The 24,442-nt window shown below is 70.6% G+C and carries 25 protein-coding genes; 18 read left to right on the forward strand and 7 right to left on the reverse strand.

The window, feature by feature from the left end; genetic code table 11:
* Window positions 1-23 precede the first annotated feature (23 nt).
* Window positions 24-443 (reverse strand): MarR family winged helix-turn-helix transcriptional regulator, encoded by a 420-nt coding sequence (locus ACW14X_RS16555; protein ID WP_160026473.1) that lies wholly within the window; start codon window positions 441-443, stop codon window positions 24-26.
* Window positions 444-527: 84 nt separating this feature from the next.
* Here ACW14X_RS16555 and ACW14X_RS16560 point away from each other — a divergent pair, with 84 nt between their 5' ends.
* The 8 genes from ACW14X_RS16560 (at window position 528) to ACW14X_RS16595 (ending at window position 10,892) form a co-directional block, all read left to right on the forward strand.
* Entirely contained in the window at window positions 528-1,313 is a 786-nt protein-coding gene (locus ACW14X_RS16560) for a crotonase/enoyl-CoA hydratase family protein (RefSeq protein ID WP_457162697.1), read from the forward strand.
* Complete coding sequence (locus ACW14X_RS16565; RefSeq protein ID WP_457162698.1) at window positions 1,310-3,304, forward strand: acetoacetate--CoA ligase; 1,995 nt, start codon at window positions 1,310-1,312, stop codon at window positions 3,302-3,304. Before ACW14X_RS16560 ends, ACW14X_RS16565 begins: the two co-directional genes overlap by 4 nt.
* Window positions 3,301-4,200, forward strand: a complete 900-nt coding sequence (locus tag ACW14X_RS16570; protein ID WP_457162699.1) for a 3-hydroxyacyl-CoA dehydrogenase NAD-binding domain-containing protein — start codon at window positions 3,301-3,303, stop codon at window positions 4,198-4,200. The genes ACW14X_RS16565 and ACW14X_RS16570 overlap by 4 nt, the downstream gene beginning before the upstream one ends.
* Window positions 4,201-4,225: 25 nt before the next feature.
* Window positions 4,226-5,752: an acyl-CoA synthetase gene (locus ACW14X_RS16575; protein WP_457162700.1), complete on the forward strand. Its 1,527-nt coding sequence runs from the start codon at window positions 4,226-4,228 to the stop codon at window positions 5,750-5,752.
* Window positions 5,749-6,636: a 4-hydroxyphenyl-beta-ketoacyl-CoA hydrolase gene (gene couO / locus ACW14X_RS16580; protein ID WP_457162701.1), complete on the forward strand. Its 888-nt coding sequence runs from the start codon at window positions 5,749-5,751 to the stop codon at window positions 6,634-6,636. The genes ACW14X_RS16575 and couO overlap by 4 nt, the downstream gene beginning before the upstream one ends.
* Window positions 6,637-6,901: 265 nt before the next feature.
* A complete protein-coding gene (locus ACW14X_RS16585; protein WP_457162702.1) occupies window positions 6,902-8,395 on the forward strand; it encodes an aldehyde dehydrogenase family protein in 1,494 nt (497 codons plus the stop codon).
* Window positions 8,392-9,498, forward strand: coding sequence for an NAD(P)-dependent alcohol dehydrogenase (locus tag ACW14X_RS16590; protein WP_350838689.1), 1,107 nt, complete (start codon window positions 8,392-8,394; stop codon window positions 9,496-9,498). Before ACW14X_RS16585 ends, ACW14X_RS16590 begins: the two co-directional genes overlap by 4 nt.
* A gap of 92 nt (window positions 9,499-9,590) precedes the next feature.
* A complete protein-coding gene (locus ACW14X_RS16595; protein WP_160026481.1) occupies window positions 9,591-10,892 on the forward strand; it encodes an MFS transporter in 1,302 nt (433 codons plus the stop codon).
* 61 nt (window positions 10,893-10,953) lie between these two features.
* On the opposite strand, the gene ACW14X_RS16600 is transcribed toward ACW14X_RS16595, so the two are convergent.
* Complete coding sequence (locus tag ACW14X_RS16600; RefSeq protein ID WP_160026482.1) at window positions 10,954-11,424, reverse strand: winged helix-turn-helix transcriptional regulator; 471 nt, start codon at window positions 11,422-11,424, stop codon at window positions 10,954-10,956.
* 96 nt (window positions 11,425-11,520) lie between these two features.
* Here ACW14X_RS16600 and ACW14X_RS16605 point away from each other — a divergent pair, with 96 nt between their 5' ends.
* The 8 genes from ACW14X_RS16605 to ACW14X_RS16640 all read left to right on the forward strand — a co-directional run bounded on the left by ACW14X_RS16605 (window position 11,521) and on the right by ACW14X_RS16640 (window position 18,192).
* On the forward strand, window positions 11,521-11,985 hold the full coding sequence (locus ACW14X_RS16605) for an SRPBCC family protein (protein WP_160026483.1): 465 nt from the start codon (window positions 11,521-11,523) through the stop codon (window positions 11,983-11,985).
* A gap of 128 nt (window positions 11,986-12,113) precedes the next feature.
* The gene (locus tag ACW14X_RS16610; protein WP_457162703.1) at window positions 12,114-13,304 is read left to right on the forward strand and encodes a sensor histidine kinase; all 1,191 of its coding nucleotides are present in this window, start codon (window positions 12,114-12,116) and stop codon (window positions 13,302-13,304) included.
* Window positions 13,301-13,963: a response regulator transcription factor gene (locus tag ACW14X_RS16615; protein WP_350838685.1), complete on the forward strand. Its 663-nt coding sequence runs from the start codon at window positions 13,301-13,303 to the stop codon at window positions 13,961-13,963. The genes ACW14X_RS16610 and ACW14X_RS16615 overlap by 4 nt, the downstream gene beginning before the upstream one ends.
* Before the next feature lie 103 nt (window positions 13,964-14,066).
* Complete coding sequence (locus tag ACW14X_RS16620; RefSeq protein ID WP_160026486.1) at window positions 14,067-14,882, forward strand: alpha/beta hydrolase; 816 nt, start codon at window positions 14,067-14,069, stop codon at window positions 14,880-14,882.
* Window positions 14,879-15,619: an ABC transporter ATP-binding protein gene (locus tag ACW14X_RS16625; RefSeq protein ID WP_160026487.1), complete on the forward strand. Its 741-nt coding sequence runs from the start codon at window positions 14,879-14,881 to the stop codon at window positions 15,617-15,619. The genes ACW14X_RS16620 and ACW14X_RS16625 overlap by 4 nt, the downstream gene beginning before the upstream one ends.
* Window position 15,620: 1 nt before the next feature.
* Window positions 15,621-16,448 carry an ABC transporter permease gene (locus ACW14X_RS16630; protein ID WP_457162704.1) on the forward strand — a complete coding sequence of 276 codons (828 nt, stop codon included), beginning with the start codon at window positions 15,621-15,623 and terminating at the stop codon, window positions 16,446-16,448.
* Between the two features lie 5 nt (window positions 16,449-16,453).
* Window positions 16,454-17,515 (forward strand): fatty acid desaturase family protein, encoded by a 1,062-nt coding sequence (locus tag ACW14X_RS16635; RefSeq protein ID WP_457162705.1) that lies wholly within the window; start codon window positions 16,454-16,456, stop codon window positions 17,513-17,515.
* 110 nt (window positions 17,516-17,625) lie between these two features.
* Window positions 17,626-18,192 (forward strand): nuclear transport factor 2 family protein, encoded by a 567-nt coding sequence (locus ACW14X_RS16640; RefSeq protein ID WP_160026490.1) that lies wholly within the window; start codon window positions 17,626-17,628, stop codon window positions 18,190-18,192.
* A 7-nt stretch (window positions 18,193-18,199) separates the two neighbouring features.
* On the opposite strand, the gene ACW14X_RS16645 is transcribed toward ACW14X_RS16640, so the two are convergent.
* From ACW14X_RS16645 to ACW14X_RS16665, 5 genes are all read right to left on the reverse strand, one after another.
* Entirely contained in the window at window positions 18,200-18,850 is a 651-nt protein-coding gene (locus tag ACW14X_RS16645) for a response regulator (protein ID WP_160026491.1), read from the reverse strand.
* Window positions 18,851-18,967: 117 nt separating this feature from the next.
* Window positions 18,968-20,236 (reverse strand): amidase, encoded by a 1,269-nt coding sequence (locus ACW14X_RS16650; protein ID WP_457162706.1) that lies wholly within the window; start codon window positions 20,234-20,236, stop codon window positions 18,968-18,970.
* The gene (locus tag ACW14X_RS16655) at window positions 20,233-20,505 is read right to left on the reverse strand and encodes a hypothetical protein (RefSeq protein WP_350838672.1); all 273 of its coding nucleotides are present in this window, start codon (window positions 20,503-20,505) and stop codon (window positions 20,233-20,235) included. Before ACW14X_RS16655 ends, ACW14X_RS16650 begins: the two co-directional genes overlap by 4 nt.
* Before the next feature lie 14 nt (window positions 20,506-20,519).
* Entirely contained in the window at window positions 20,520-21,047 is a 528-nt protein-coding gene (locus ACW14X_RS16660; RefSeq protein WP_201451193.1) for a flavin reductase, read from the reverse strand.
* Between the two features lie 107 nt (window positions 21,048-21,154).
* A complete protein-coding gene (locus ACW14X_RS16665) occupies window positions 21,155-22,672 on the reverse strand; it encodes an ATP-binding protein (RefSeq protein WP_160026493.1) in 1,518 nt (505 codons plus the stop codon).
* A 184-nt stretch (window positions 22,673-22,856) separates the two neighbouring features.
* Between ACW14X_RS16665 and ACW14X_RS16670 the strand changes: the two genes are divergently transcribed.
* The gene (locus ACW14X_RS16670) at window positions 22,857-24,011 is read left to right on the forward strand and encodes an acyl-CoA dehydrogenase family protein (protein ID WP_457162707.1); all 1,155 of its coding nucleotides are present in this window, start codon (window positions 22,857-22,859) and stop codon (window positions 24,009-24,011) included.
* Between the two features lie 43 nt (window positions 24,012-24,054).
* Window positions 24,055-24,441: a hypothetical protein gene (locus ACW14X_RS16675; protein ID WP_350838665.1), complete on the forward strand. Its 387-nt coding sequence runs from the start codon at window positions 24,055-24,057 to the stop codon at window positions 24,439-24,441.
* Window position 24,442 lies beyond the last annotated feature (1 nt).

Genomic DNA, 24,442 nt, shown 5'->3' on the forward strand with positions numbered 1-24,442 from the left:
TCGGGCGGGATGGAGATCGTCGACTAGGAAAGCGCCCTACGTGCGGTGTCGAGGAACGTACGGAACGACTCACGGTCCTCCGGTCCGAGCTCGGCCAGCATCTGCTCCTCGAGCTCCTCGACGCGCGGGTCGTACGCGTCGAGGAAGGCGCGGCCCTCGGTGGTGAGGCTGATCAGCATCCGGCGCCGGTTGTCGGGGTCGATGCGACGCTCGATGAGGCCACGGCGCTCGAGGGCGCCGATGAGATCGGCGGCCGACTGGGCGCGTACGAACGAGGCGCGAGCCAGGTCGGCGGCGCTCATCGTGGGGCGGCGCTCGAGCACCGAGAGGGCGGTGTACTGCAGGGCCGTGACCCCTGATTCCTTCAGGACGGCGTCGAGGCGGGCTCGGGTCGCGAGCTCGAGCTGCTTGACGACGTAGAGCAGCAGGGGTGCGTCGGTCATGCGGTCATTCAAGCATCGCTTCGCTTGCGGGAGGCGCCTACTTCTGCGATTATCAGGATTCCTGTCAATCATGAGGAGTTCATCATGCTCGGAACCCCCCTGCCCGATGCCCTGCGGGCAGAGCGCGTCGACGACATCGCGGTGCTGACGCTCGCCCGGCCTGCGAAGCGGAACGCGCTCAGCGACGAGGCGGTGCTCGGGATCGAGCGGTTCTTCGACAGCCTCGAGCCGGACGTACGCGCCGTCGTCATCGACGCGGACGGCGACCACTTCTGCGCCGGGCTCGACCTGTCCGAGATGACCGAGCGGGACACCCTCGCCGGGGTCAGCCACTCGCGGATGTGGCACCGGGTCTTCGAGAAGATCGAGTTCGGGCCGGTACCGGTCGTGGCGGCGCTGAAGGGCGCCGTGGTCGGGGGCGGGCTCGAGCTCGCCGCCGCCGCGCACATCCGGGTCGCGGAGGAGTCCACCTTCTACGCCCTGCCCGAGGGACAGCGCGGGCTCTTCGTCGGTGGCGGTGCCTCGGTGCGCGTCCCGCGGCTCATCGGGGTCTCCCGGATGGCCGACATGATGCTGACCGGCCGACGCTATGACGCGCAGGAGGGCCTGGGGCTGGGCCTGAGCCAGTACGCGGTCGCCGACGGCACCGGCCGCAAGACCGCCCTCGAGCTGGCCGGCCGGATCGCCCAGAACGCGCCGCAGACCAACTTCGCCGTCGTGCAGGCGCTGCCGCGTATCGCCGAGGCCAACCCTCGCGACGGCTTCCTGATGGAGTCGCTGATGGCCGCGATCGCCCAGGGGACCAACGATGCGAAGGGGCGGATGCAGGACTTCCTCGACGGCCGGGCCAGGAAGGTGACGGACCAGTGAGCACGACCCAGCAGCAGATCGAGCAGGGCGACATCGTCTGGACGCCTCCGGCCGACGTGCTCTTCACCTCCCGCGTCGGTCAGTTCCTCGCCTGGCTCGCCCGCGAGCGCGACCTGGAGATGACCACCCACGAGGAGCTGTGGCGCTGGTCGGTGACCGACCTCGACGGCTTCTGGTCGGCGGTGTGGGAGTTCTTCGAGGTGCGCTCGCACGCTCCGTACGACACCGTTCTCGCCTCGCGCGAGATGCCCGGAGCGCGCTGGTTCCCGGGAGCGCAGCTCAACTATGCCGAGCATGCGCTCGGCACCGACGAGGATCTCGACCGGGTCGCGGTGCTCGGTCGGTCGCAGACGCGTGACGACGTTGAGCTGACCTTCGGCGACCTGCGCGACCAGGTGGCCCGGACGCGCGCCGCCTTGGAGCGCCTGGGCGTACGCCGCGGCGACCGGGTCGCCGGCTACCTGCCCAACATCCCCGAGGCCCTGGTCGCCTACCTCGCCACCGCCAGCCTGGGCGCGACCTGGGCGAGCTGCGCCAGCGAGTTCGGACCGCGCAGCGTCATCGACCGCTTCGCCCAGATCGAGCCGGTCGTGCTGCTGGTCGCCGGCGGCTACCGCTACGGCGCCAAGGACATCGACCGGCGTGCGCAGGTGGCTGAGATCCGGGCCGAGCTGCCGTCGGTGCGCCATGTGGTCGACGTCGAGTACGGCCCGCATCGCGTCGAGGGCGCGCTCTCCTGGACCTCCCTGCTCGACTCGGAGCCCGGGGCGGAGCTCGTCTTCGAGCCGGTGCCGTTCGACCACCCGCTGGTGGTGCTCTTCTCCTCCGGCACGACCGGCCGGCCGAAGGCGATCGTCCACGGCCACGGCGGCATCCTGCTCGAGCACCTCAAGAACCACGCGCTCTCGTGGGACATGGGGCCCGAGGACCGGATGCTCTGGTTCTCCACCACCGCCTGGATGATGTGGAACGCGCTGGTCTCCTCGCTCCTGGTCCGCTCCTCGATCGTCATGGTCGACGGCAACCCGATGCACCCCGACCTCACCTGGCAGTGGCGGCTCGCGGCGTCGACGGGGGCGACGGTGATGGGTGCCAGCCCGGGCTTCGTGATGGCCTGCCGCAAGGCCGACGTCGACCTGAAGGACCTTGGTGACCTGCGGGTTCGCGTCCTCGGCTCGGCCGGGGCGCCGCTCCCGCCCGAGGGCTACGCCTGGCTGCGGGACCAGCTTCCGGGGGCGCAGATCAACGTCGGCAGCGGCGGCACCGACGTCTGCTCCGGCATCGTGCAGAACAACCCGCTGCTCCCGGTCTACGCCGGCGAGATCTCGGGCCGCTGCCTCGGCGTCGACGCCCACGCCTACGACGAGTCCGGCCGCCCGGTCACAGGCGTGCTCGGCGAGCTCGTGATCACCTCGCCGATGCCCTCGATGCCGGTCGGCTTCTGGGGCGACGAGGATGGCTCCCGCTATCGGAGCGCCTACTTCGACCACTATCCCGGTGTGTGGCGCCACGGCGACTGGATCCTCTTCCACGACAACGGCAGCTGCCACGTCGCCGGTCGCTCCGACGCCACCCTCAACCGCGCCGGCGTACGCCTCGGGACCGCCGAGTTCTACCGCGTCGCCGAGGAAGTGGACGGTGTCGCCGACTCGCTGGTCGTCCACCTCGAGGACCCCGACGGGGGCAACGGCGAGCTGCTGCTCTTCGTGGTCACCGACGCGGGCACCCGCCTCGACGACGCGCTCCGGGCCCGACTGATCCGCGCGCTGCGGTCGGCGCTCTCCCCGCGGCACATCCCCGACCAGGTGATCGAGGTGCCTGCGGTGCCACGCAACCTCACCGGCAAGAAGCTCGAGCTGCCGGCCAAGCGCATCCTGCAGGGCGTACGTCCTGAGGACGTCGCCAGCCGGGACGCGCTCGCCGACCCGGCGTCCCTGGACCCATTCGTCGCGCTGGCGACCTCGGGCGCGCTGAGCAGGAGGACCGTATGAGGAGCGGAGAGGACGTTCGTACGCTCGGGGTCGTCGGCACGGGCGCGATCGGGGTCAGCTGGGTGGTGCTCGGGCTCGAGCACGGGCTCGACGTGGTCGCCTGGGATCCGGCCGAAGGCGCCGAGGAGCGGCTGCGGGCGCAGATCCCCGAGGGATCGCTGCGGTTCGCGAACAGCCTCGCGGAGGTCGGCGCGGCCGCCGACCTGGTGCTCGAGAGCGGACCCGAGCGGCTGGAGGTGAAGCGCGAGATCTTCGCCGCGCTCGATGAGGCGGCCGCCCCCGACGTACTGCTGACCAGCAGCTCCTCGGGGCTGATGCCGAGCACGTTCCAGGACGCCTGCACCCATCATCCGGAGCGGGTGCTGGTGGCGCACCCGTTCAACCCGCCGCACCTGGTGCCGCTGGTCGAGGTCGTGGGTGGATCGGCGACGTCGCCGCAGGCCGTCGACGCCGCCCTCGAGACCCTGCGCCACCTGGGCAAACGTCCCATCCACATCCGCCGCGAGGTGCCCGGGCACGTGGCCAACCGGCTCCAGGCGGCGCTGTGGCGCGAGGCCTACCACCTCGTCGACCAGGGCATCGTCTCGGTCGCCGACATCGACACCGCGATCGCCGACGGCCCCGGGCTGCGCTGGTCCCTGCTCGGCCCCTTCGCCACACAGCACCTCTCCGGCGGCCCGGGCGGGCTCGGGCACGTGCTCGAGCATCTCGGCCCGCCGATGGTCGAATGGTGGGACGACCTCGGTCATCCGGAGCTCACCGCAGGGCTGGTCGAGAAGCTGGTCGACGGGGTCGACGAGGAGCTCGACGGCACCTCTGCCGAGGACCTCGTCGGGCGTCGCGACCAGGCGCTGCGGCGACTGCTGGAGATCAAGACCGACCTCGGGCTCGGCTGAGCCCACGAGACGAACGAGGATCGACATGTTGGACAGCGGCATCGGATCATGGCCCGCCCGGCGGGCCCGGATGACCCCTGGCGCGCGGGCGTTCGTGCAGGACGACGCGGTGGTGACGTACGCCGAGGTCGACCGCCTCGTGGATGCGGTCGCCCACGGACTCCGTGCCCGCGGAGTGGCTCCGGGGGACAGGGTCGCGTTCCTCGGCCTGAACTCGATCGAGCTCGCGGTCACGCTCTTCGCCACCGCCCGGCTGGGGGCGGTCTTCCTGCCGCTCAACACCCGGCTCGCACCGCCCGAGCTGGCCTGGATCCTCTCCGACGCCGAGCCGGCGCTGCTGGTCCACGCCGACGACTTCGACGAGGCGGTCGCAGCCGAGGCGGTCGCGGCCCTCGGGCTGCCGAGCCACCGGTTCACGGCCGCGGGCGGTCACGGGCTGGACGCGCTCGCGGTGCCGTGGAAGGAGCGGATCGACGTCGAGGTCGGGCTGGACGACGTCTTCATGATCCAGTACACCTCGGGCACCAGCGGCCGCCCCAAGGGCGTGATGTTGACGCACGGAAACATCGCCTGGAACGCCTTCAACCTGCTCGTCGACGTCGACGTCCGCTCCGATGAGATCGCCCTGGTCACCGCGCCGCTGTTCCACACCGCCGCGCTCAACCAGGTGCTGCTCCCGACCTTCCTCAAGGGCGGTACGTCCCTCATCGCGGCCCGCTTCGACCCTGCCGCCGCGATCGCCACCATCGAGCGGGAACGGGTCACCCTGCTCTTCGGCGTCACCTCGATGTACCAGGCGCTCGCCCAGGAGCCGACCTGGGCGACCGCCGACCTCGACAGCCTCCGCTCGGCCCTGAGCGGCGGTGCGCCGATCCCGCGCACGCTCCTCGACACCTGGCAGAGCCGCGGCCTGCACATCATCCAGGGCTACGGCCTGACCGAAGCCTCCCCGGGGACGACCATGCTGCGCGCCGGCGACGGCCTCGACAAGCTCGGCTCGGCCGGCACCCCCTGCTTCTTCACCGACGTACGCGTCGTGGCCCCCGGCAACGAGGAGGCGACGCCCGGCCAGGCGGGTGAGGTGCACGTCAACGGCCCCAACGTGACTCCCGGCTACTGGCACAACGGAGCAGCGACGGAGGCTGCCTTCGACGGGCCCTGGCTGCGTACGGGCGATGTCGCGATGCTCGACGACGACGGCTTCCTCTATGTGGTCGACCGGGTGAAGGACATGTTCATCAGTGGCGGCGAGAACGTCTACCCGGCAGAGGTCGAGCAGGCGATCTACACCCATCCGGACGTCGCCGAGGCCGCTGTCATCGGCGTCCCCGACGAGCGCTGGGGCGAGGTCGGCCGTGCCGTCGTCGTACGCCGTCCCGACTCCGCCCTCGCCGAGTCCGACCTGCTGGAACACCTCGACGGACGGCTCGCCCGCTACAAGATCCCCAAGGCCGTCGTCTTCGTCGACGAGATCCCGCACAACGCCTCCGGGAAGCTGCTGAAGTCCCGGGTCCGCGAGCTGTACGGCACCCCGGAAGGAACCACCCGATGACCCGTTACGAGCCCCGCATCGACACCGCCTCGATCCGAGCCCTCGACATGCACACCCACGTCGAGGCCGACCATCACGGTCACTTCTCGCTCGACCAGGAGCTGATGGACGCCTCGGCGGCCTACTTCCGCGGTGACCACCCGCGCACCCCGACCGTCGACGACCTGGCCGCCTACTACCGCGAGCGCGACATGGCGGCGGTGATCTTCACCGTCGACGCCTCGACCGGCCTCGACCATCCGCCGCTGTCGAGCGAGGAGATCGCCGAGCGCGCGACCGAGCACGCCGACGTACTGATCCCGTTCGGCTCCGTCGACCCCCGCAAGGGCGAGGCCGCGGTGAAGCAGGCGCGTCGTCTCGCCGAGTACTGCGGCGTACGCGGCTTCAAGTTCCATCCCGGCCTGCAGGCCTTCTCCCCGGCCGACCCCGAGCACCGCCCGCTGTGGGCGACCCTGGAGGAGCTCGGCGTGGTCGCGCTCTTCCACACCGGCCAGACCGGGATCGGTGCCGGCCTCCCCGGCGGTCGCGGGATCAGGCTCCGCTACTCCGACCCGCTGCTCCTCGACGACGTCGCCGCCGACTTCCCGGATCTCCAGATCGTGATGGCGCACCCCGCCGTCCCCTGGGTCGACGTGCAGATCTCGATCGCGACCCACAAGGCCAACGTCCACATCGACCTGTCCGGCTGGTCGCCGAAGTACTTCCCGCCGCAGCTGGTCAAGCAGCTCAACGGTCCGCTGCGCCGCAAGGTGCTGTTCGGCTCCGACTTTCCGGTGATCACGCCCGACCGCTGGTTCAGCGACCTCGAGAAGCTCGAGATCAAGGACGAGGTCCGTCCGCTGCTCTTGAAGGAGAACGCGATCCGCCTGCTCGGACTGGCCTGAGCCCGGGGTCAAGTCCGGGCCCACCAGGGTTTTGACCGTCGCATCTATTGACGGGGTGGCGGGCATCACGCAGCATTGACAGGAATCCTGATAAACAGGAATCCTGAACGGAGCCCCGCAATGACCCTCATTCCCGACGGCAGATGCCCGACCGGCCCACGGACGCACATGGGCCGGATCCTCGCCAGCGCCCCCACCGGCCGCCCCAGGCCCGTCTACGACCCTCGGCCGGCGGTCGGGACGCATCGCGGCAAGGGGCTCTGACATGCCTGCCACGTACGATGCCCAGCAGCTCTTCATCGGCGGCCGGCCGACCGACTCGGTGAGCGGCCGCCGGATGGACGTGACCGATCCCAGCACGGGCAAGGTGCTGACGAGCGTTCCCGCGGGCGACGCCGCTGACGTCGCCGCCGCGGTGGCCGCCGCCCGGGAGGCCTTCGACACCGGGCCCTGGCCCCGGATGAGCGGGCGCGACCGCGGCCGCATCCTGCACCGTGTCGCGGACCTGATCCGCGAGCGGGCCGACGAGCTGGTCGAGGTCGAGAGCCGAGACGTCGGGAAGCCCGTGACCCTGGCCCGACACGTCGACGTCGAGACGGTGGCCCAGCAGTACGAGTACTGCTCCGCGCTGGCGCAGACCCTCGACGGGTCCGTGCGGGACACGCCCATCCCGGCCCTCGCCTACACCCGGCGCGAGCCCCTGGGCGTGGTCGGAGCCATCACGCCGTTCAACTTCCCGCTGATCCTGTCGAGCACCAAGATCGCGGCCGCGCTGGCGGCGGGCAACACCGTCGTGCACAAGCCGGCCGACGACACGCCGCTCAGTGCGCTGTTCATGGCTCGACTCCTTGTCGATGCCGGGGTGCCTGACGGCGTACTCAACGTCGTGACCGGAACCGGCCCGGAGGCCGGCGACGCACTGTTGCGTCATCCCGGAGTCGACAAGATCGCGTTCACCGGGTCGACGGCCGTGGGCCGCCGGGCTGCGAGCGTCGCGGGCGAGCACCTGAAGCCGGTCACCATGGAGCTCGGCGGCAACGGTGCGCACCTGGTCTTCGCCGACGCCGACATCGAGATCGCCGTGGGCGCCGTCATCAAGGCCTTCGTCTTCAACACCGGTCAGTTCTGCATGGCCGGACCGCGGCTGCTCGTCGCCGCGGAGATCCACGACACGGTGGTCGACATCCTCCGGCACGCCGTCCCCGGAGTACCGCTCGGCGATCCGCGCGACCCGGCGACGGTCATCGGTCCGATGGCCGGCGACCAGCACCGCAAGAAGGTCGAGGAGTACGTCGCCCTGGCCCGCCAGGAGGGCGGCCAGGTCGTCACCGGCGGCCAGCGTCCGGAGCTCGGAGGCGACCTCGCCGACGGGTTCTACTACGCGCCGACGGTGATCACCGGCCTGCCCGCGGACTCACGCGTGGTCAACGAGGAGGTCTTCGGGCCGGTCCTCACGGTGCAGTCGTTCGCGGACGAGGACGAGGCCGTCGCGCTCGCCAACTCCACGGCGTACGGGCTGGCGGCCGGGCTGCACACCCGGGATCTCACGCGGGCGCACCGGGTCGCGGGCAGGCTCGACGCCGGGATCGTCTGGGTCAACGACTGGGCGATGCTCGATCCGGCGGTGCCGTTCGGCGGCGTCAAGCAGTCCGGCTTCGGCCGCGAGTACGGCCCGGAGGCGCTCGAGGCGTACACGAAGGTCCGATCCGTCGTCATCTCGCTGCCGCCCACGAGCCCCGCGACCGGGGAGCAGTCATGAGCACCACGACCCAGGCGGCGGTGGTCGAGTCCGCCGGCGCCCCGTTCACCATCGGAGACGTCGAGCTCGACGCGCTCCGCCCCGACGAGATCCTGGTCCGGATGGTCGCCGCCGGGCTGTGTCACACCGACCTCGGCGTAGCGAGTGGTGGACTGCCGTTCCCGCTCCCGGGCGTTCTCGGGCACGAGGGCGCCGGCGTCGTCGAGCAGGTCGGATCCGGCGTACGCAGCCTTGCGCCCGGCGACCAGGTGCTGCTGTCGTTCAGCTCCTGCGGGACGTGCGCCCAGTGCCGTGACGGCCACCCGGCGTACTGCGACGTCTGGCTTCCCACCAACCTCATCGGAGGCGCGCGCCTGGACGGCGCCTCCCCGGTGAGCAGGGGCGGGAAGGCGATCGGCGGCCACTTCTTCGGGCAGTCCTCCTTCTCCCGGCTCGCGGTCGTCGACGAGCGCAGCGCCGTACGCGTCGATCCCGAGGCGGACCTGTCCCTGCTCGCCCCGCTCGGGTGCGGCGTGCAGACCGGTGTCGGTGCGGTCTGGAACGTGCTCGCCCCGCGCCCGGGGTCCTCGGTGGTGGTCCTCGGCGCGGGTGCGGTCGGGCTGTCCGCGGTGATGGCCGCGCGCCTGACCCCGGCCACCCGGATCATCGCGGTGGACCGGGTGGCCGAGCGGCTCGGGCTGGCGCGCGAGCTGGGGGCGACCGACGTCATCGACGCCGGCCAGGTCGACGACCTGACCGCCGCGCTGACGGAGCTGACCGGAGGTGGTGCGGACGGTGTCGTGGAGACGACCGGCAACACCGGCGTGCTCCGCCAGGGCGTCGACGCCCTGCGTGCCCGGGGCACCGCGGTCATCGTCGGCGCGCCGCCGTTCGGCACCGAGGTGGGGCTCGACGTGAACGCGATGCTGCCCGGCAAGCGGGTGACTGGCCTGACCCTCGGCGACGCCGAGACCCGCACGCTCATCCCCGCACTCGCGCGACTGGTCGCCGACGGACGGATGCCACTGGACCGGTTGGTCCGGCGCTACCCGTTCGAGGAGATCCAGACGGCCGTCGCCGACATGGTCTCGGGCGCCACGGTGAAACCTGTGCTCACCTTCTAGCCGGGTCGTGGGGGCTCCTTGACAGGCGTGACGTACATCACCCAGAATCGACAGGAATCCTGATAAACAGGAATCCTGAATGGAGCCCCCACATGACCCTCACCTCCGGTGGCAGCACGACCGGTCCACGTACGCAGATGGGCCGGATCGTCGCCAGCAGCTTCACGGGCAGCTTGATCGAGTACTACGACTTCCTGCTCTACTCCACCGCCTCGGCCGTGGTCTTCAACGAGGTCTTCTTCTCCAACCTCGACCCCGTGACCGGCACGATCGCATCCTTCGGCACCTTTGCCGCCGGCTATCTGGCGCGCCCGCTGGGCGGCGTGGTCTTCGGCCACTTCGGCGACCGGCTCGGCCGGAAGAAGATGCTGGTCCTGACGATGCTGATCATGGGTGTGGTCAGCTTCCTGATCGGCTGCCTGCCGACGTACGGGCAGATCGGTGCGGCCGCGCCGGTTCTCCTCGTCCTGCTTCGGGTCATCCAGGGTGTCGCGATCGGTGGCGAGTGGGGTGGCGCGGTGCTGATCACCGCCGAGCACGCCACCTCCCGCCGCGGGCTGTGGGCCTCGTTCACCAACGCCGGCGCCCCGGCCGGCATGGTCCTCTCGACCGCGGTGATGGCGCTGATGGCCACGGTCACCACGCCCGAGCAGTTCACCGCGTGGGGCTGGCGGGTGCCGTTCCTGCTGAGCATCGTGCTGCTCGCGGTCGGCCTGTGGATCCGCCTCAGTGTGACCGAGTCGCCCGCCTTCGAGGCGATGAAGGAGAAGAAGGCGGAGGCGCGTACGCCGCTGCTCGACGTCCTCCGCAACCACCCGCGTACGCTCCTGCTGGCCGTCGGCATCGGACTCGGTGCCTTCGTCGTGCAGGGGACGCTGACTACCTTCCTGATCAGCTACGCCCTCGGGGCGGGCTTCGAGCGCCCGACCGTGCTCAACGCGCTCACGGTCTCCTCGGCCGGCGCGGTCATCGGCATCATCGGCTGGTCCGCGCTCACCGACCGGGTCGGCCGCCGGCCGGTGGTCCTCACCGCCGCCGTCGCGACCGCGGTCTTCGCCTACCTGCTCTTCCCGATGCTCGACAGCGGGTCGGTCGCGCTGCTCGTCCTGGCGGTCGTGCTCGGCCAGTCGGTCATCCATGCGGCCTTCTACGGCCCGCTCGCGGCGCTGATGAGCGAGGTCTTCAAGACCTCGTCGCGCTACACCGGTGCCTCGCTCGGCTATCAGCTCGCCGGCATGGGCGCGGGCCTCTCGCCGCTCCTCTTCGCCTCGCTGCAGAAGGCCGGCGCCAGCACCGTCATGCTCTCCACCGTCATCGCGGCGTTCTGCCTGCTGAGCGTGTTCTCCCTGGTCCGCCTCGGCGAGACCAGCGACCGAGAGCTCGTCGACGCCTGAGACCCCATGCAGCAGAGCCCGCCGTACGATTCGCGGCGGGCTCTGCTGTGCCATGGGGTGGTCATCGTTCTCGGATCGGTCGCCGGGCTGCCAGGTACTCGGCGGGCATGCCCGGCCCGGGCCGCACCACGACCTGGTCGGGCGGGACGTCTCCGTGCTGCTCGCACCGGGCCTCGACGTGGACGGGCTCCCCGCAGTCGGCGTGCAGGTAGTCGATGGGCCGTCCGTCGGGTGCGAACCACGTGTCGCCCCACTCGGTGAGCGCGATCAGCGCCGGCCGGAGCCCCTGGGCCATCGCCGTCGGCCGGTAGTCGCCGGCGTCGTCGCGCGTCATCAGGCCGGCCTCGACGAGGGTCGCGAGGCGTGTCTTCAGGATGTTCGTGGAGATGCCGAGGTTGTGCTGGAAGTCGCCGTACCGCGTGACGCCGGCGAAGATCGCGTCCCGCAGGATCAGCAGGGTCCAGCGCTCGCCCACGATCTCGAGGGATCGGGCGATGGAGCAGATCTGGCCGTCGTACGTCTTTCCGAGCACGAGGACGACCCTAGCAAATCACTTGCATGATGAAAGTGCCCGTGTCTACGGTGGAACTTGCATGATGCAAGTCACATCGATTCCAAGGGGACAGCCATGAGCGACCTGACCGCAACCTTCACCGTCGACGCCACTCCTCAGGAGGCGTACGAGGCCATCAACGACGTACGTTCCTGGTGGGGGCACCACATCGCCGGACCCACCGACCAGGTCGGCGCCGAGTGGTTCTACCTGGTGCCGGACATCCACTTCTCCAAGCAGCGCGTGGCGGAGCTCGTCCCGGGGGAGCGCGTGGTGTGGGAGTTCACCGACGGCTACCTCGACTTCATCGCGGACAAGAAGGAGTGGATCGGCACGACCGGACGGTTCGACATCGCCCGTGACGGAGAGCAGACCCGCGTGACCTTCACCCACGAGGGACTCGCGCGCGGCGACGAGTGCTTCGACGTCTGCTACGACGCCTGGACCCACTACATCACCGTCAGCCTGAAGGGCCGGATCGAGTCCGGTGAGGGCACGATACGGACGCAGGACGAGGACAAGGCCGCCGTTGGCCGATGACGCCTCATCCGCAGACGAAGAGTGGTCGATTTGGGCTCTCTGGAGGCCATCGAGAGGGCCCATGGTGACCACTTCTCGAGCGGTCGATGCGCCGCCGGGCGTGCTCTCGTGCCTGGTATTACTTGAACATGTTGAAGACCTGGCCCGGTCGCGGTCGTCTGGCGTTGTACGTCGCCGCGACCGTGCTCGGGATCGTGGAGGCCGCGGTCCTGACCACCGACCCCTACGAGGTCGCGGGCGGGGTCGCTCTGCTCATCGGGGTCACGCATGCCGCCTCGATCCCGCTGGCGCTCCGGCGTCCGGTGGAGGCGGCGGGACTCTCCCTGGTCGCGGTGACCGTGGCCGCGCTGGCGGTCGCGAGGTTGGGCGAGGAGGGGTGGCCGTGGATGATCCCGCCGCCGACGCTGACCCAGCTGTTGGTGCTGGTGGTGCTGACCCTGGTCGCCGGCTGGCGGCTGGCGGCGACCACCCTCGGCATCCAGGTCGCCATCGGGGTGGTCCTGGCGGTGGTCGGGATGGCCTGGAACGACCTCGTCCCCTCACTCATCGAGGTGGCCAACTACGCCTCGCTCGCGCTGCTGCTGGGTGCCCTCGCAACCGTCGCTCGACGGCTCTCCGAGTCGCGCAGCGCGTTGCGCGAGGAGCACGAGCGCCGCTCGGTGGTCGAGGAGAAGGCGCGCATCGCCCGTGAGCTGCACGACGTGATCGCCCACAACATGTCGCTGATCACCGTCCAGGCCAGATCGGCGCCACACCGGGTCGACGACGTCAGCCCGGCGGCCGAGGCCGAGTTCGCCGAGATCGCCGACCTGGCGGCCTCGGCGCTGCGGCAGATGCGCGGGGTGCTCGACGTGCTGCGTACCGAGGAAGGGCAGTCGGGCCGGGTCCCGGTGCCGGGCATCGACGGGCTGAGTGAGCTCTTCGAGTCGGCTCGCGGGACCGGGCAACGGGTCGAGGTGCGCGGTGCCCTTCCGGAGCTCACCGACGTCGCCCCGGAGGTCGGCACCGCGGCGTACCGGATCGTGCAGGAGGCGCTCAGCAACGCCCGCCGTCACGCTCCCCGCGAGCCGGTCGGTGTCGATCTGACGTTGGGGGAGGAGGACCTCGGGATCCGGGTCGTCAACCCGCTCGACGGTGCCGCCCCCGCCACCGAGGCCACCGGAGGTGGTCACGGGCTGATCGGGATGCGCGAGCGCGCGAGCGCGGTGGGCGGCAGCCTCACCGCGGGAGCAGCCGACGGCGAGTTCGTCGTCGAGGCCTGGCTCCCGGCCCAAACCGCCGTGCGCACGCCCACCAAACGCGGTAGGAAGACCCCGTGACGGTGAAGATCGTGGTCGTCGACGACCAGGAGATGGTGCGCTCGGGGTTCGTGGCGCTGCTCAGCACCCAACCGGATATCGAGGTGGTCGGCACCGCGGCCGACGGAGCCGAGGCGCTGCAGGTGGTGCGGCGTACGCATCCCGACGTGGTGCTGATGGACGTCCGGATGCCGGTGATGGACGGCATCGAGGCGCTCCGGCAGCTCTCCGAGAACCCGGCCACCGCACAGACCAAGGTGGTCATGCTGACCACGTTCGACGCCGACGAGTACGTCCACGAGTCGCTGCGCCTCGGCGCCAGCGGCTTCCTCCTCAAGGACGCCTCGCCCGACGAGCTCGCCTCCGCGATCCGCGTCGTCCATGCCGGCGAGGCCCTGCTCTCGCCATCGGTGACCCGACAGGTGATCGCCCAGTTCGCCCGCGCCCCGCGCCGCCGGAAGGCCGACCCGCGGCTCAAACAGCTCACCGAGCGCGAGCGCGAGGTGCTCGAGAACATCGCCCGCGGCAGCTCCAACAGCGAGATCGCCGCCGAGCTCTTCCTGGCCGAGCAGACCGTGAAGACCCACGTCAGCCGCATCCTCGGCAAGCTCGGCCTGCGCGACCGCGCCCAGGCCGTCGTGTTCGCCTACGAGAGCGGCCTGGTCGCGCCGCACGTCTAGTCCTGTTTGAGCCCTCAGGGTCATCCCGGACTACCCCGGTAGGGGGTCGAATGGCTCCCGGGAGTGACGCGCGGCGGCACACCTGATTCCTACCGTCACGGCCATGACAGTTGTGACGCCGCTCAGATACGGCCTCAACGAGGCCGACGGATCCATCGGACCCCGCCTGCTCGCCTGCGACCCGCCCGGAGGGGCACGGGTCGTGGAGGTCTTCGGGGACGCCGCGACCGCCGACCACATCGCGGTCATCGTGCCCGGAAACGGCCACCACCTCGGCAACTACTTCACCAGCACCGAGGCCCACAGTCCGCGCTCCCGTGGGCAGCTGCTGCTGCGTACGATGCAGGAGATCGCGCCGGAGAGCCGGTCGGCCGTCGTGGTCTGGCTGGGCTACCACTCGCCGCCGGAGTGGTACAACGCGATCACCAACACCCCGGCCTACGCCGGTGCGCAGGACCTGGCGAACCTGACCCACTACCTGCCGCGTGCCGCCCACCTCACCCTGGTCGGCCACAGCTACGGCTCGACCGTCGCCGGCCTCGCCCTGGCCTCCGCCCGCGCGGAGGACTGTGTGGCGCTGGGCAGCGCGGGGATCGGTGCGGTGCGGCGCTCAGAGCTGGGCACCGGCACCCGGCTCTGGGCCGCGTACGGCGAGACGGACCGGATCCGGCTGGTCCCGCGGGTGCGGGTCGGCCGCCTCGGTCTCGGGCGCGGGCCGCTCGAGCTCGGCGCGACCCGCTTCGGCACCGGCGACATCCCCGGCCACTGCGGCTACTACGCCGAGGGCAGCGAGTCGCTGCTCAACATCGCCCGGATCTCGCTGGGCCGCTACGACGAGGTGACGCCGGCCGGCATCACCACGACCTCGCGCACACCCCGACCCGCACGATCCACCGCCGACATGGAGGCAGCAGCATGATCACCGACGAACCCGCCATCTGGACCCAGGGACTCCGCAAGAGCTACCCCGGCCGCGGCGCCGCGCTGGACGGCATCGACCTCGCCGTCCCCGCCGGCACTGTCCACGGCCTGCTCGGCCCCAACGGCGCCGGCAAGACCACGACCGTACGCATCCTGGCCACCCTCGCGAGCTTCGACTCGGGCCAGGCCTGGGTCGCCGGTCGCAACGTCGCCCGTGACCGGGCAGGCGTGCGAGCGCGCATCGGCATCGCCGGACAGTACGCCGCTGTCGACGGGATCCTGAGCGGCCGTCAGAACCTGGACATGTTCGCCCGCCTGTACCGGATGCGGGCCCGGGAGGCGCGAGCCCGAGCCGATGAGCTGCTCGAGCGCTTCGACCTCGTCGAGGCCGCTGGCCGCCCTGTGCGCGGCTACTCCGGTGGCATGAGAAGGCGGCTCGACCTGGCCGTCAGCCTCATCCGCAGTCCTCGGGTGCTCTTCCTCGACGAGCCCACCACCGGCCTCGACCCGCGCAGCCGGCTCGAGGTCTGGGACGCGGTCCGCGAGCTGGCCGACTCCGGCACGACCGTGCTGCTGACCACCCAGTACCTGGAGGAGGCCGACCGGTTGTGTTCACGCATCACGATGGTCGACCGCGGCCGGGTCGTCGCCGAGGGGACGCCCGCCGAGCTGAAGTCCAGCGTCGGCGGCCGCGACCTCGACGAGGCGTTCCTGCTGATCACCGAGGGGGCCTGAGATGAGCACGATGACCGAAACCGTCCACGGATCACGCATCACGTGGGCGATGGTCGACACCTGGGTGGTGGCCAAGCGCCACCTCCTCCATCTCGTACGCCGCCCCGACGAGCTCCTCGGCACGCTGATGATCCCGGTGATGGCCGTGGCCATGTTCGGCTTCGTCTTCGGTGAGGCCTTCGGGGTCGCGATGGACGTGCCGGGCGCGGAGTACCGCGAGTTCCTGCTCCCGGGCCTCTTCGCGCTCACCATGGCGTTCGGCATCGGCAACACCACGATCTCCGTCGCCGAGGACGTACGCGGCGGGGTGCTGGACCGGATGCGCTCCCTCCCCATGTCGCCGGTGGCGGTGCTGGCCGGGCGCGCCTTGGCGGACGTGATCCTGGCCGTGGTCGAGCTGTCGATCCTGCTGGCGCTCGGGACCCTGTTCGGCTGGCAGGCCCATCTCGGGATCGGTGGGGTGATCGCCGCGCTCGGGCTCCTGATCCTCCTCAGGATGGCCTTCTCCTGGGTCGGCATCCTGCTCGGCCTGCTGGTCAGCGGTCCCGAGGCGGCGATGAAGTACTTCGCCCTCGTCTTCCCGCTCGCCATGGTCGCCGACACGATCGTGCCGACCGACCTGATGCCGGGCTGGCTCGCCCTTCCTGCCGAGTGGAACCCGCTCTCCTCCACGGTCATCGCCACCCGCGAGCTGTTCGGCAACACGGCCGGCGCCGCCACGACCTGGGTCGGCGAGCACGCCCTGACCATGGCCGTCCTCTGGCCGGTCGCCATCATCGCGGTCTGCCTGCCGCTGGCCATGGCGCGGCTGCGCCGCCTGGGGCGGTGATCCCGATGACCACGCTCCCAGCCCAGGCACACCGTCAGGTCAACGCCTACACCGAGCTGATGAGTCGCGTCCGGCAGGAGGGTCTCCTGGAGCGTAAGCCGAGGACGTACGTCCGGCGGGTTGCCCTCCTTGGCACCGGCTTCGCGCTGGCGCTGATCGCCCTGCTCGCCCTCGGACAGACCTGGTGGCAGCTGCTGGTCGCGGCGGCCTTCGGGGTCCTGTTCACTCAGACCGCGTTCCTCTCCCACGACGGCGCCCACCGCCAGATCTTCGCCTCGGGTCCGAAGAACGAATGGGCCTCGCGCATCCTCGGCAACCTGGTCGTCGGGCTGAGCTACGGCTGGTGGATGCGCAAGCACACCCGCCACCACGCCAACCCGAACAAGGTCGACGCGGACGAGGACATCCGCCCCTCGGTCCTGCTGTTCACACCCGAGGACGTCGAGCGACGTACAGGTTTCAAGCGGTGGCTCACCGCCCGCCAGGGATGGCTGTTCTTCCCGCTGCTGACCCTCGAGGGCATCAACCTCCACGTCGGCGCCGTCCGCACCGTGATCGGCGATCGAGACCTCAAGCATCGGCGTACGGAGGCAGCCCTCTTGGCGCTGCGGCTCATCGGCTGGCCGGTGCTCGTCTGCTCGGTACTGGGCCTCGGTCTCGGGGCGGCGTTCCTGGGTGTGCAGCTGGCCGTCTTCGGCGTCTACATGGGCGCCAGCTTCGCCCCCAACCACAAGGGCATGCCGCTGGTCCCGCGCGACACCAGGATCGACTTCCTCTCCCGCCAGGTCCTGACCTCCCGCAACATCCGCGGCGGTCGCTGGGTCGACTGGTTCATGGGCGGCCTCAACCTGCAGATCGAGCACCACCTCTTCCCCAGCATGCCGAGCAGCAGCCTCCGCCGCGCCCAGCCGCTGGTCCGTGCCTACTGCGCCGAGCACGGCGTCCCCTACACCGAGGCCGGCCTCCTGGAGTCGTACGCCATCGTCGTACGCCATCTCAACCGCGTCGGCCTCGGCGACCGCGACCCCTTCGCCTGCCCGTTCGTCGTGGTCAACAGGACGGGCTGACCGGGCGTCGAGGTGAGCCCCTGCCCCTCGGCGACGGAGTAGGGGATTCCCTCATCGAGCTGCGGCCATTGCCACTGGAGCCGGGTGCTCGGGCTTCCTACCGTGAAAGCATGACGAGCACCCCCGAGACAGACACGGTCGCCGCACTCCTCCGACGGGTGGAGGCCCTCGAGTCGGAGGCGGAGATCCGCCGGCTGCAGGCGCGCTACATGTTCCTCTGCGACACGCCCTGCCCGGAGTTCGGCGTCAGCGATGATGCTCAGCGGGTCGACCTGATCATGGAGCTCTACACCGAGGACGCGGTCTGGGAAGGTGTCGGGGAGTACTACGACGGACAGTTCGGCAGGGCCGAGGGCAAGGTCGCGGTGCGCGCTCACTTCGAGAGGTTCTGGGGCGAGAAGCAGGATCCGGCCCTGCTGCTCAACGCGCACTACCTGACCTCCGAGCAGATCCACGTCGACGGCGACGAGGCCGAGGGCCAGTGGATCCACGTCCAGCCGTGGCTCTTCTCCGACGGCAAGGCGCTGCTGCGCTCCAGCCGCCTGAACAACGCCTTCCGGCGCATCGACCGCACCTGGCGGATCGCCCGGACTCGCACCGAGAACGTCTTCATCGCAGCGCTCTCGCCGACCTGGGCGGAGTCCTACCCGTCGGCGTCGGTGCTGATGGCGCCCTGAGCAGAGCTCAGACGGTCACCTGGTAGAGGAGCACGTCGCGTACGAGCGTGCCGAGGCTGTCCGAGCAGGTCTTCGCCTTGATCCGGGCCCGATGGACGTCGACCGTCTTGACGCTGGTGCCGAGCTCCCGGGCGATGTGCTGGCTCGGCAGGCCGTCGATGACCAGTCGCAGGACCTCGAGCTCGCGTGGGGTGAGCTGGTCGACCCGGCTCTGCACCTCGCGGCGTACGGCATCGGCGGCGAACCGCCTGCCCGCCTCGAGAAGCTGCTCCTGGACGACCTCCAGCATCTGCTGGGAGTCGTAGGGCTTCTCCAGGAAGTCGACGGCGCCGTGCTGCATCGCCCGCACCGACATGGGCACGTCCCCGTGTGCTGAGCAGAAGATGACCGGTGCCGGGTAGTCCTGCTGGCGCAGTGTCTCCTGCAGCTGGAAGCCGCTGACCCCGGGCATCCGGACGTCGACGATGAGGACCGCCGGCTCGGTCGCGTCGTACTCGTCGAGGAACGTGGTCGCGTCGGGATAGGTCAGTGCCTCGATGCCGACGGTCTCCAGCAGGAAGACCAGCGACTGTCGCAGGTCGTGGTCGTCGTCGACGATGTGGACGACCGGAGTACGCGTGGCGGCGGTGTCCGTCCGGGGGAGTTCAGTGATGCTCATCGGAGTCGCCTTGTTCGTGGGGATGGTCGTCGACGGTACGTCGTCGCTGTTACCCGGCCGTTTCGTCATCGTGTTTCACTCATCGCTCGTGGTGTGACCCGGGCCATATGCCCAGGATCAGGACACCAGGCTTTGCTCGACGGCGCACGCTGCGGCCACGAGGTGGTCCTCACCGAGGCGGTGGCCGACCACCTGGATGCCGAGCGGCATGCCCGCGGCATCCCGTAGCCCGGGGACGGTCACGACGGGTAGGCCGAGCGCCTGCCACGGCCGGCTCAGCACCGGGTCACCAGTCGCGCCGAGCCCTCGGGGAGCGGGGCCAGGAGCTGCGGCACCGACCACGACGTCGTACGCCCCGAGGAGCTCGGTGACCCGCTCACCACCCCGCGCGATCAGGTCGAGAGCAACCTCGTAGTCGCTCCGGCTCGTCTCGGCACCCGTACGCAGCAGCCCGGCCAACGGCTCGGACAGCTGGTCGGCCGCGGCCAGCTCCGCGGAGCGCTCGCGGGCGGCTTCGTACGCCATGACCACGGGGTGCGCGGCGGCGAGGTCGGCGACCAGCTGCTCCTCCGGGAAGTCGCGAACGACGGCGCCACTCGTCTCGAGCGCCACCCGGGTCGCCTCCAGGGCATCTCGCATCGCCGGGTCCAGGACACCGATCGGTGCGGCCGACCAGAGCAGCGCACGCAGCGGCTCGCCTCGCCCGGGCGAGCCAGGTCGAGCGACGTCGGGGCCGCCGCTCAGCGCGGACCAGGCCAGTGCGAGGTCACCGGCCGTCGCGGCGTACACGCCGTGGCTGTCCAGGCTCGGGCTCAGCCCGGTGACGCCGTCGACCGGAAAGCGACCGTTGGTCATCACCAGAGCCGCGACCCCGCAGTAGGCCGCCGGACGGGTCACCGAACCGGCGGTCTGCGACCCCAGGGCCAGCGGCACCTGGCCGGCACCGACGGCAGCAGCAGAGCCGCTGGAGGAGCCGCCGGGGGTGTGGTCGGTCGCGGCGGGGTTGGCCGTGGGGCCGGGGGAGAAGAAGGCGAACTCGGTGGTGACCGTCTTGCCCAGCGGCACCGCACCGGTCCGGCGCCACTCCGCGACGATCGCCGCGTCCTTGTCGGCCGGTGGGACGTCACTGCGGAGGCCGGAACCGCACCGGGTCGGCAGGCCGGCGACGTCGATGATGTCCTTGACCCCCAAGGGCACGCCTGCGAGGGGCCCGGGACCGGTGGCCGGATCCGGGTCGTGGCGGACGACCCAGGCGTCGAGCTCGGGTTCGGTCGCCGCGATCCGCTCCGCGGAGCGGGCCATCGCCTCGGCCGGTGTGGTGGCGCCTCGGGCGAGGTCGGTGACGAGGTCACGCAGCGACCACGGCTGCCACAGCGACCTGCTCATGCGTCCTCCCAGCTGGCGTCGGCGGTCCAGTAGTCCATCCCGCTCGCGGAGACGGCATGGCGCCATGCGGAGGTCCGCCGCAGGCTCGGCTCGACCTGGGAGGTGACCTCATCGGCGATCTCGGGGCCGTCGCCGGGGACCTCCCAGTGCACCCAGTTGAGCTCGTGACCGGCGGCGTCGTGGACGAAGAGGTCCACGTGCTGCCAGCCGTACCCGTGGGTGTCGGTGTAGCACATCAGCGTCATCCGGGCCCCCGCCTCCATCGTCATCACGCTCCTTCGGCTCATGCGGAGAGCTCGGTGGGGTGCAGGGTGTGGAAGCGGCGCTGGAAGTAGACGAGGCCGCCGGTGTCGTCGCGGCTGTCGACGGCATCGACCTCGACGAAGAGCACCGTGTGCGAGCCGTGCGAACGGTGGTCCGCGACTCGCCCGATGACCGTCGCGACGGCATCGCGCAGGACGGGGACGCCGTGGCTGTCGTGCTCCCACTCCGGCTCGGAGAGCCTGTCGCCCATCGAGACGTCGCTCGCACCGGCGAAGCGCATCGCGATCGGCTCGTGCTCGGCACCGAGCACGTTGATGCCGACCCGCTTGTTCTCGACGAAGAAGTCGTGGGTGTAGCTGGACCGGTTCACGCAGACGAGCATCGTCGGGGGACTGTCGGTGACCGAGCACGCCGCGCTCACGGTGATGCCCGCCGGCCCGCGCGGGCCGTCGGTGGTGACGATGTTGACCGCTGCCGACAGATTCGACATCGCGGCTCGGAAGGCGCGCTGGGTCGGGGTCAGCTCGGGATGGGTCGTGGTGGACAACCTGGGCCTCCTACCGGGTCGGATACCTCGACCGTAGGCAGTGTCGCCCCGACGCGGAATCGAGAGTTCCTCGACGGAGGATGAGGATTTCCCCTACGCCGGCGCGGCTATGCGCGGGGCAGCGTGAACGCGAATCGGGTGCCACCGCCCTCGCGTGACTCGGCCCAGATCATGCCGTGCTGACGGGTGATGATCCGATAGCTCAGAGCCAGCCCGATCCCGCTCCCGCCCTCCTTGGACGTGAACGACTCGGCGAACGGGTCCTGCGTCAGGCCACGTCCTCGGTCCTCGACGGTCACCATGCCCGAGGTCTTCCCGTCGTACGTCGCGGTGCCGGTGCTGATCCGGAGCACCCGGCTGTCCGGTCCGCACTGGCTCAGCTCGTCGACGGCGTTGAAGCAGAGGTTGAGCACCACCTGTCCGGTCAGCACGCGTTCGCAGCGTACGTGGACCGGGTCCGAGGAGAGGTCCAGCTCGACCTCGATCCCCGCGGGGTCCGCCCGGAGCCCGACGAAGTAGAGGCACTCCTCGACGACGTCGTTGAGGTCCACCCGGCCGGAGACCTGCTCCAGATGCCCGACATAGGAGCGTACGGAGCTGACGATCGTCGCCGCCCGCTCGATCTGGCGTTCGGCGCCGTCCAGCCCGAAGGCGAGCATCTCGGTGGCGCCCGCCGTCTCGGCACAGCCCTGGAGGGTCCGTGCGCGGGCGCGGACGCCGGCCAGGAAGTTGTTCGCCGCGGCCAGGGGCTGACCCAGCTCGTGGGCGATCGCCATCGCCATGTCACCCATCGCGTTGTAGCGGGCCAGGTAGTTCTCCTGGTCGTACGCCTGCTCGGCCCGCACCCGCTCGGAGATGTCGTAGACGGTCAGCACGAACTCCGCGACCCCGGGCTGGTGCATCCGCTCGAGCGTCCCGCCCAGCCAGGCGGACCGGGACGGGCCGGCTCCGGCGCGGCGGCGCAGCCGCAGCCGAACGGTGGCGATCGGGTCGGCCGCGCCGACCGCCGCCGACCAGCCGGTGCGTTCGCGGTCGCCTCGACGGTCGATCTGGACCGAGGCGACGTCGTCCAGCCTGTGCCCCGCCATGTCGGTGCGGGACACCCCGAACTGGGCGAGCGCCTGGTCGGTCACGTGCTGGACCACACCGTCCGGGCTGAGGACGACGACGCCTGCCGCGGTGTGCCGGCTCAGCGTCTCGACGTACGCCGTGGTCTGCCGCAGCTCGCGCTCGACCGCCTGCTCGCGCTCGATGTCGCGGAACTGCACCATCACCGCTGGGCCCTGGGCGAGCTCGACGCGGGTGGCGACCGCCTCGGTCGGGACCACCCGGCCGGTGCTGGAGCGGTAGTGCCACTCGATCCTGCTGCGGCCCTTCTCCACCGCCTCCTGCAGCCACGCCCGGCCGATCACCCGGTCGTACTCCTGGGCCGAGCTGCTCATCTGGTCGGCCTTGAGCGGCCGCAGCTCGGTGACGCTCCACTCGAGCAGCTCGCAGGCCGCGGGGTTGGCCCAGATGATGGTGTGCGTCTCGGCATCGTGGATCAGCACGCACAGCGAGGTCGCGTTCATCATCGCGAGGAAGTCGGTATGGACCAGCTCGGGCGCCTGTGGGTCGACCTGCATCTGGTCAGGATAGGTCGCCGGATGAGGCGCGGGCGCTGAAGAAATCCCCTACGCGGGGCAGTGACGCCCCCTCATCCGGGCCGGGCATTCCCAATTCCCGCCGCGCGGGCGGGCTCATAGCGTCGAACCCGACGGTCGGCACCCGGCCGGTCCGACACATCCGACCCGATTCAGAGGAGCCGACATGGCCCAGACCCAGGAGATCCAGCCGGAGACAGCCGCTGCGCCGCTCACCCTGGACGACGTCCTGTCGGAGCTGGCTGCCCGGCGGGGTGAGTTCCACGAGCAGAGCTACGTACCCCGTGACTTCGTCGACCGGCTCAAGCAGGTCGGGGTCTACCGGAGCTCGGCCCCGAAGATGTTCGGAGGCGAGCCGATGGCCCCCGCCGACTTCCTCGAGCTCGTCGAGCGGATCTCGGCCGTCGACGGCTCGACCGGATGGGTTGCGGCGTTCGGGTCCGCACTCACCTATCTGGCGGCGCTCCCGCTCGAGACCCAGGCCGAGCTGTACGCAGACGGCCCTGATGTCGTCTTCGCCGGCGGACTGTTCCCGGTCCAGCCGGTGACCCCCACCGAGCGCGGCTTCATCGTCGACGGTCGCTGGAAGTTCGCCAGCGGTTGCATGGGCGCCGACGTGCTGGGTGTCGGCATCCCCAGCGACGACGCGTCCGGAGGCAAGCCGCGAAGCGCTCTGCTGCGACCCGAGCAGGTCGAGATCGTGCAGGACTGGGACGTCGCCGGGATGCGTGCGTCGGGCTCGTTCGACCTGGTCGTCAAGGAGGTCGAGGTCGCCCGCGAGTGGACGTTCGTCCGGGGTGGGGAGCCGACCGTCGACGAGCCGCTCTTCCGCTATCCCACGATCGGCTACCAGGCGCAGGTGCATGCCGCGGTCGGCCTGGGTGTGGCGCAAGCCGCGCTCGACTTCGCCCAGCAGGCGGGTTCGCGCACGGGCGTGACGGGCGCACCGCCCCTGGCGGCCCGTGCCTACTACCGCACGTCCTACGCCGAGAGCTATGCCGCGCTGCGCTCGGCGCGCGCGTTCTACTACGAGGTCGCCGAGGAGGTCTGGAGCAGCGTCGTCGCCGGCGACGAGGTCCGCCCCGAGCAGCATGCCCGGATCCGGCTCTCCGCGACACACCTGGCGTCCACCGCGGCCCGCGTCGTCGCCGACCTCTGCACCATCTCGGGCACCGGGACCATCGCGAACCAGCATCCGCTTCAGCGGTTGCGCCGCGACGCCGAGGTGCCCCAGGTGCACGCCTTCCTCGGCCCCTCGATGTACGACGCCGCCGGTGCCGTGCTGCTCGGCCAGGAGCCGACCGTCCCCGGATTCATGTGAGCGGACCCACCCGCCGCCCGTCCCACGACCCCAAGGAGACCCGATGAGTGAGCCAACACCACTCCGCGTCCTGTTCTGCATCGGTATCAACCAGAACTTCTTCGACCTGCCCAGCGCCGGCGTCACCGTCGACGACGTGTGGAGGGCCTTCGTCGAGATGATGGACGGCATCAAGGCGCTGCCGGGGGTCGACTTCATCGGGGACATCGACGACGACGCGCACCTGGTCGGTCCCTCCGACTCCTGGCCGTGGACCTGCTACCTGCTGGCCGACGTCGACACCCAGGAGACCGTCAGGGCCGCCTGCAACCTGTTCCGCACGATCGCGGTGGGGGAGGGCGACTTCAAGCTCTGGAGATACGCCAAGGTCGAGGCGCGGATGGGCAGAGCCCTCACGCCGCGCTCCTACGAGCCCGCGGAGGCGAACTGAG

Source organism: Nocardioides sp. YJ-D4, assembly GCF_054031495.1.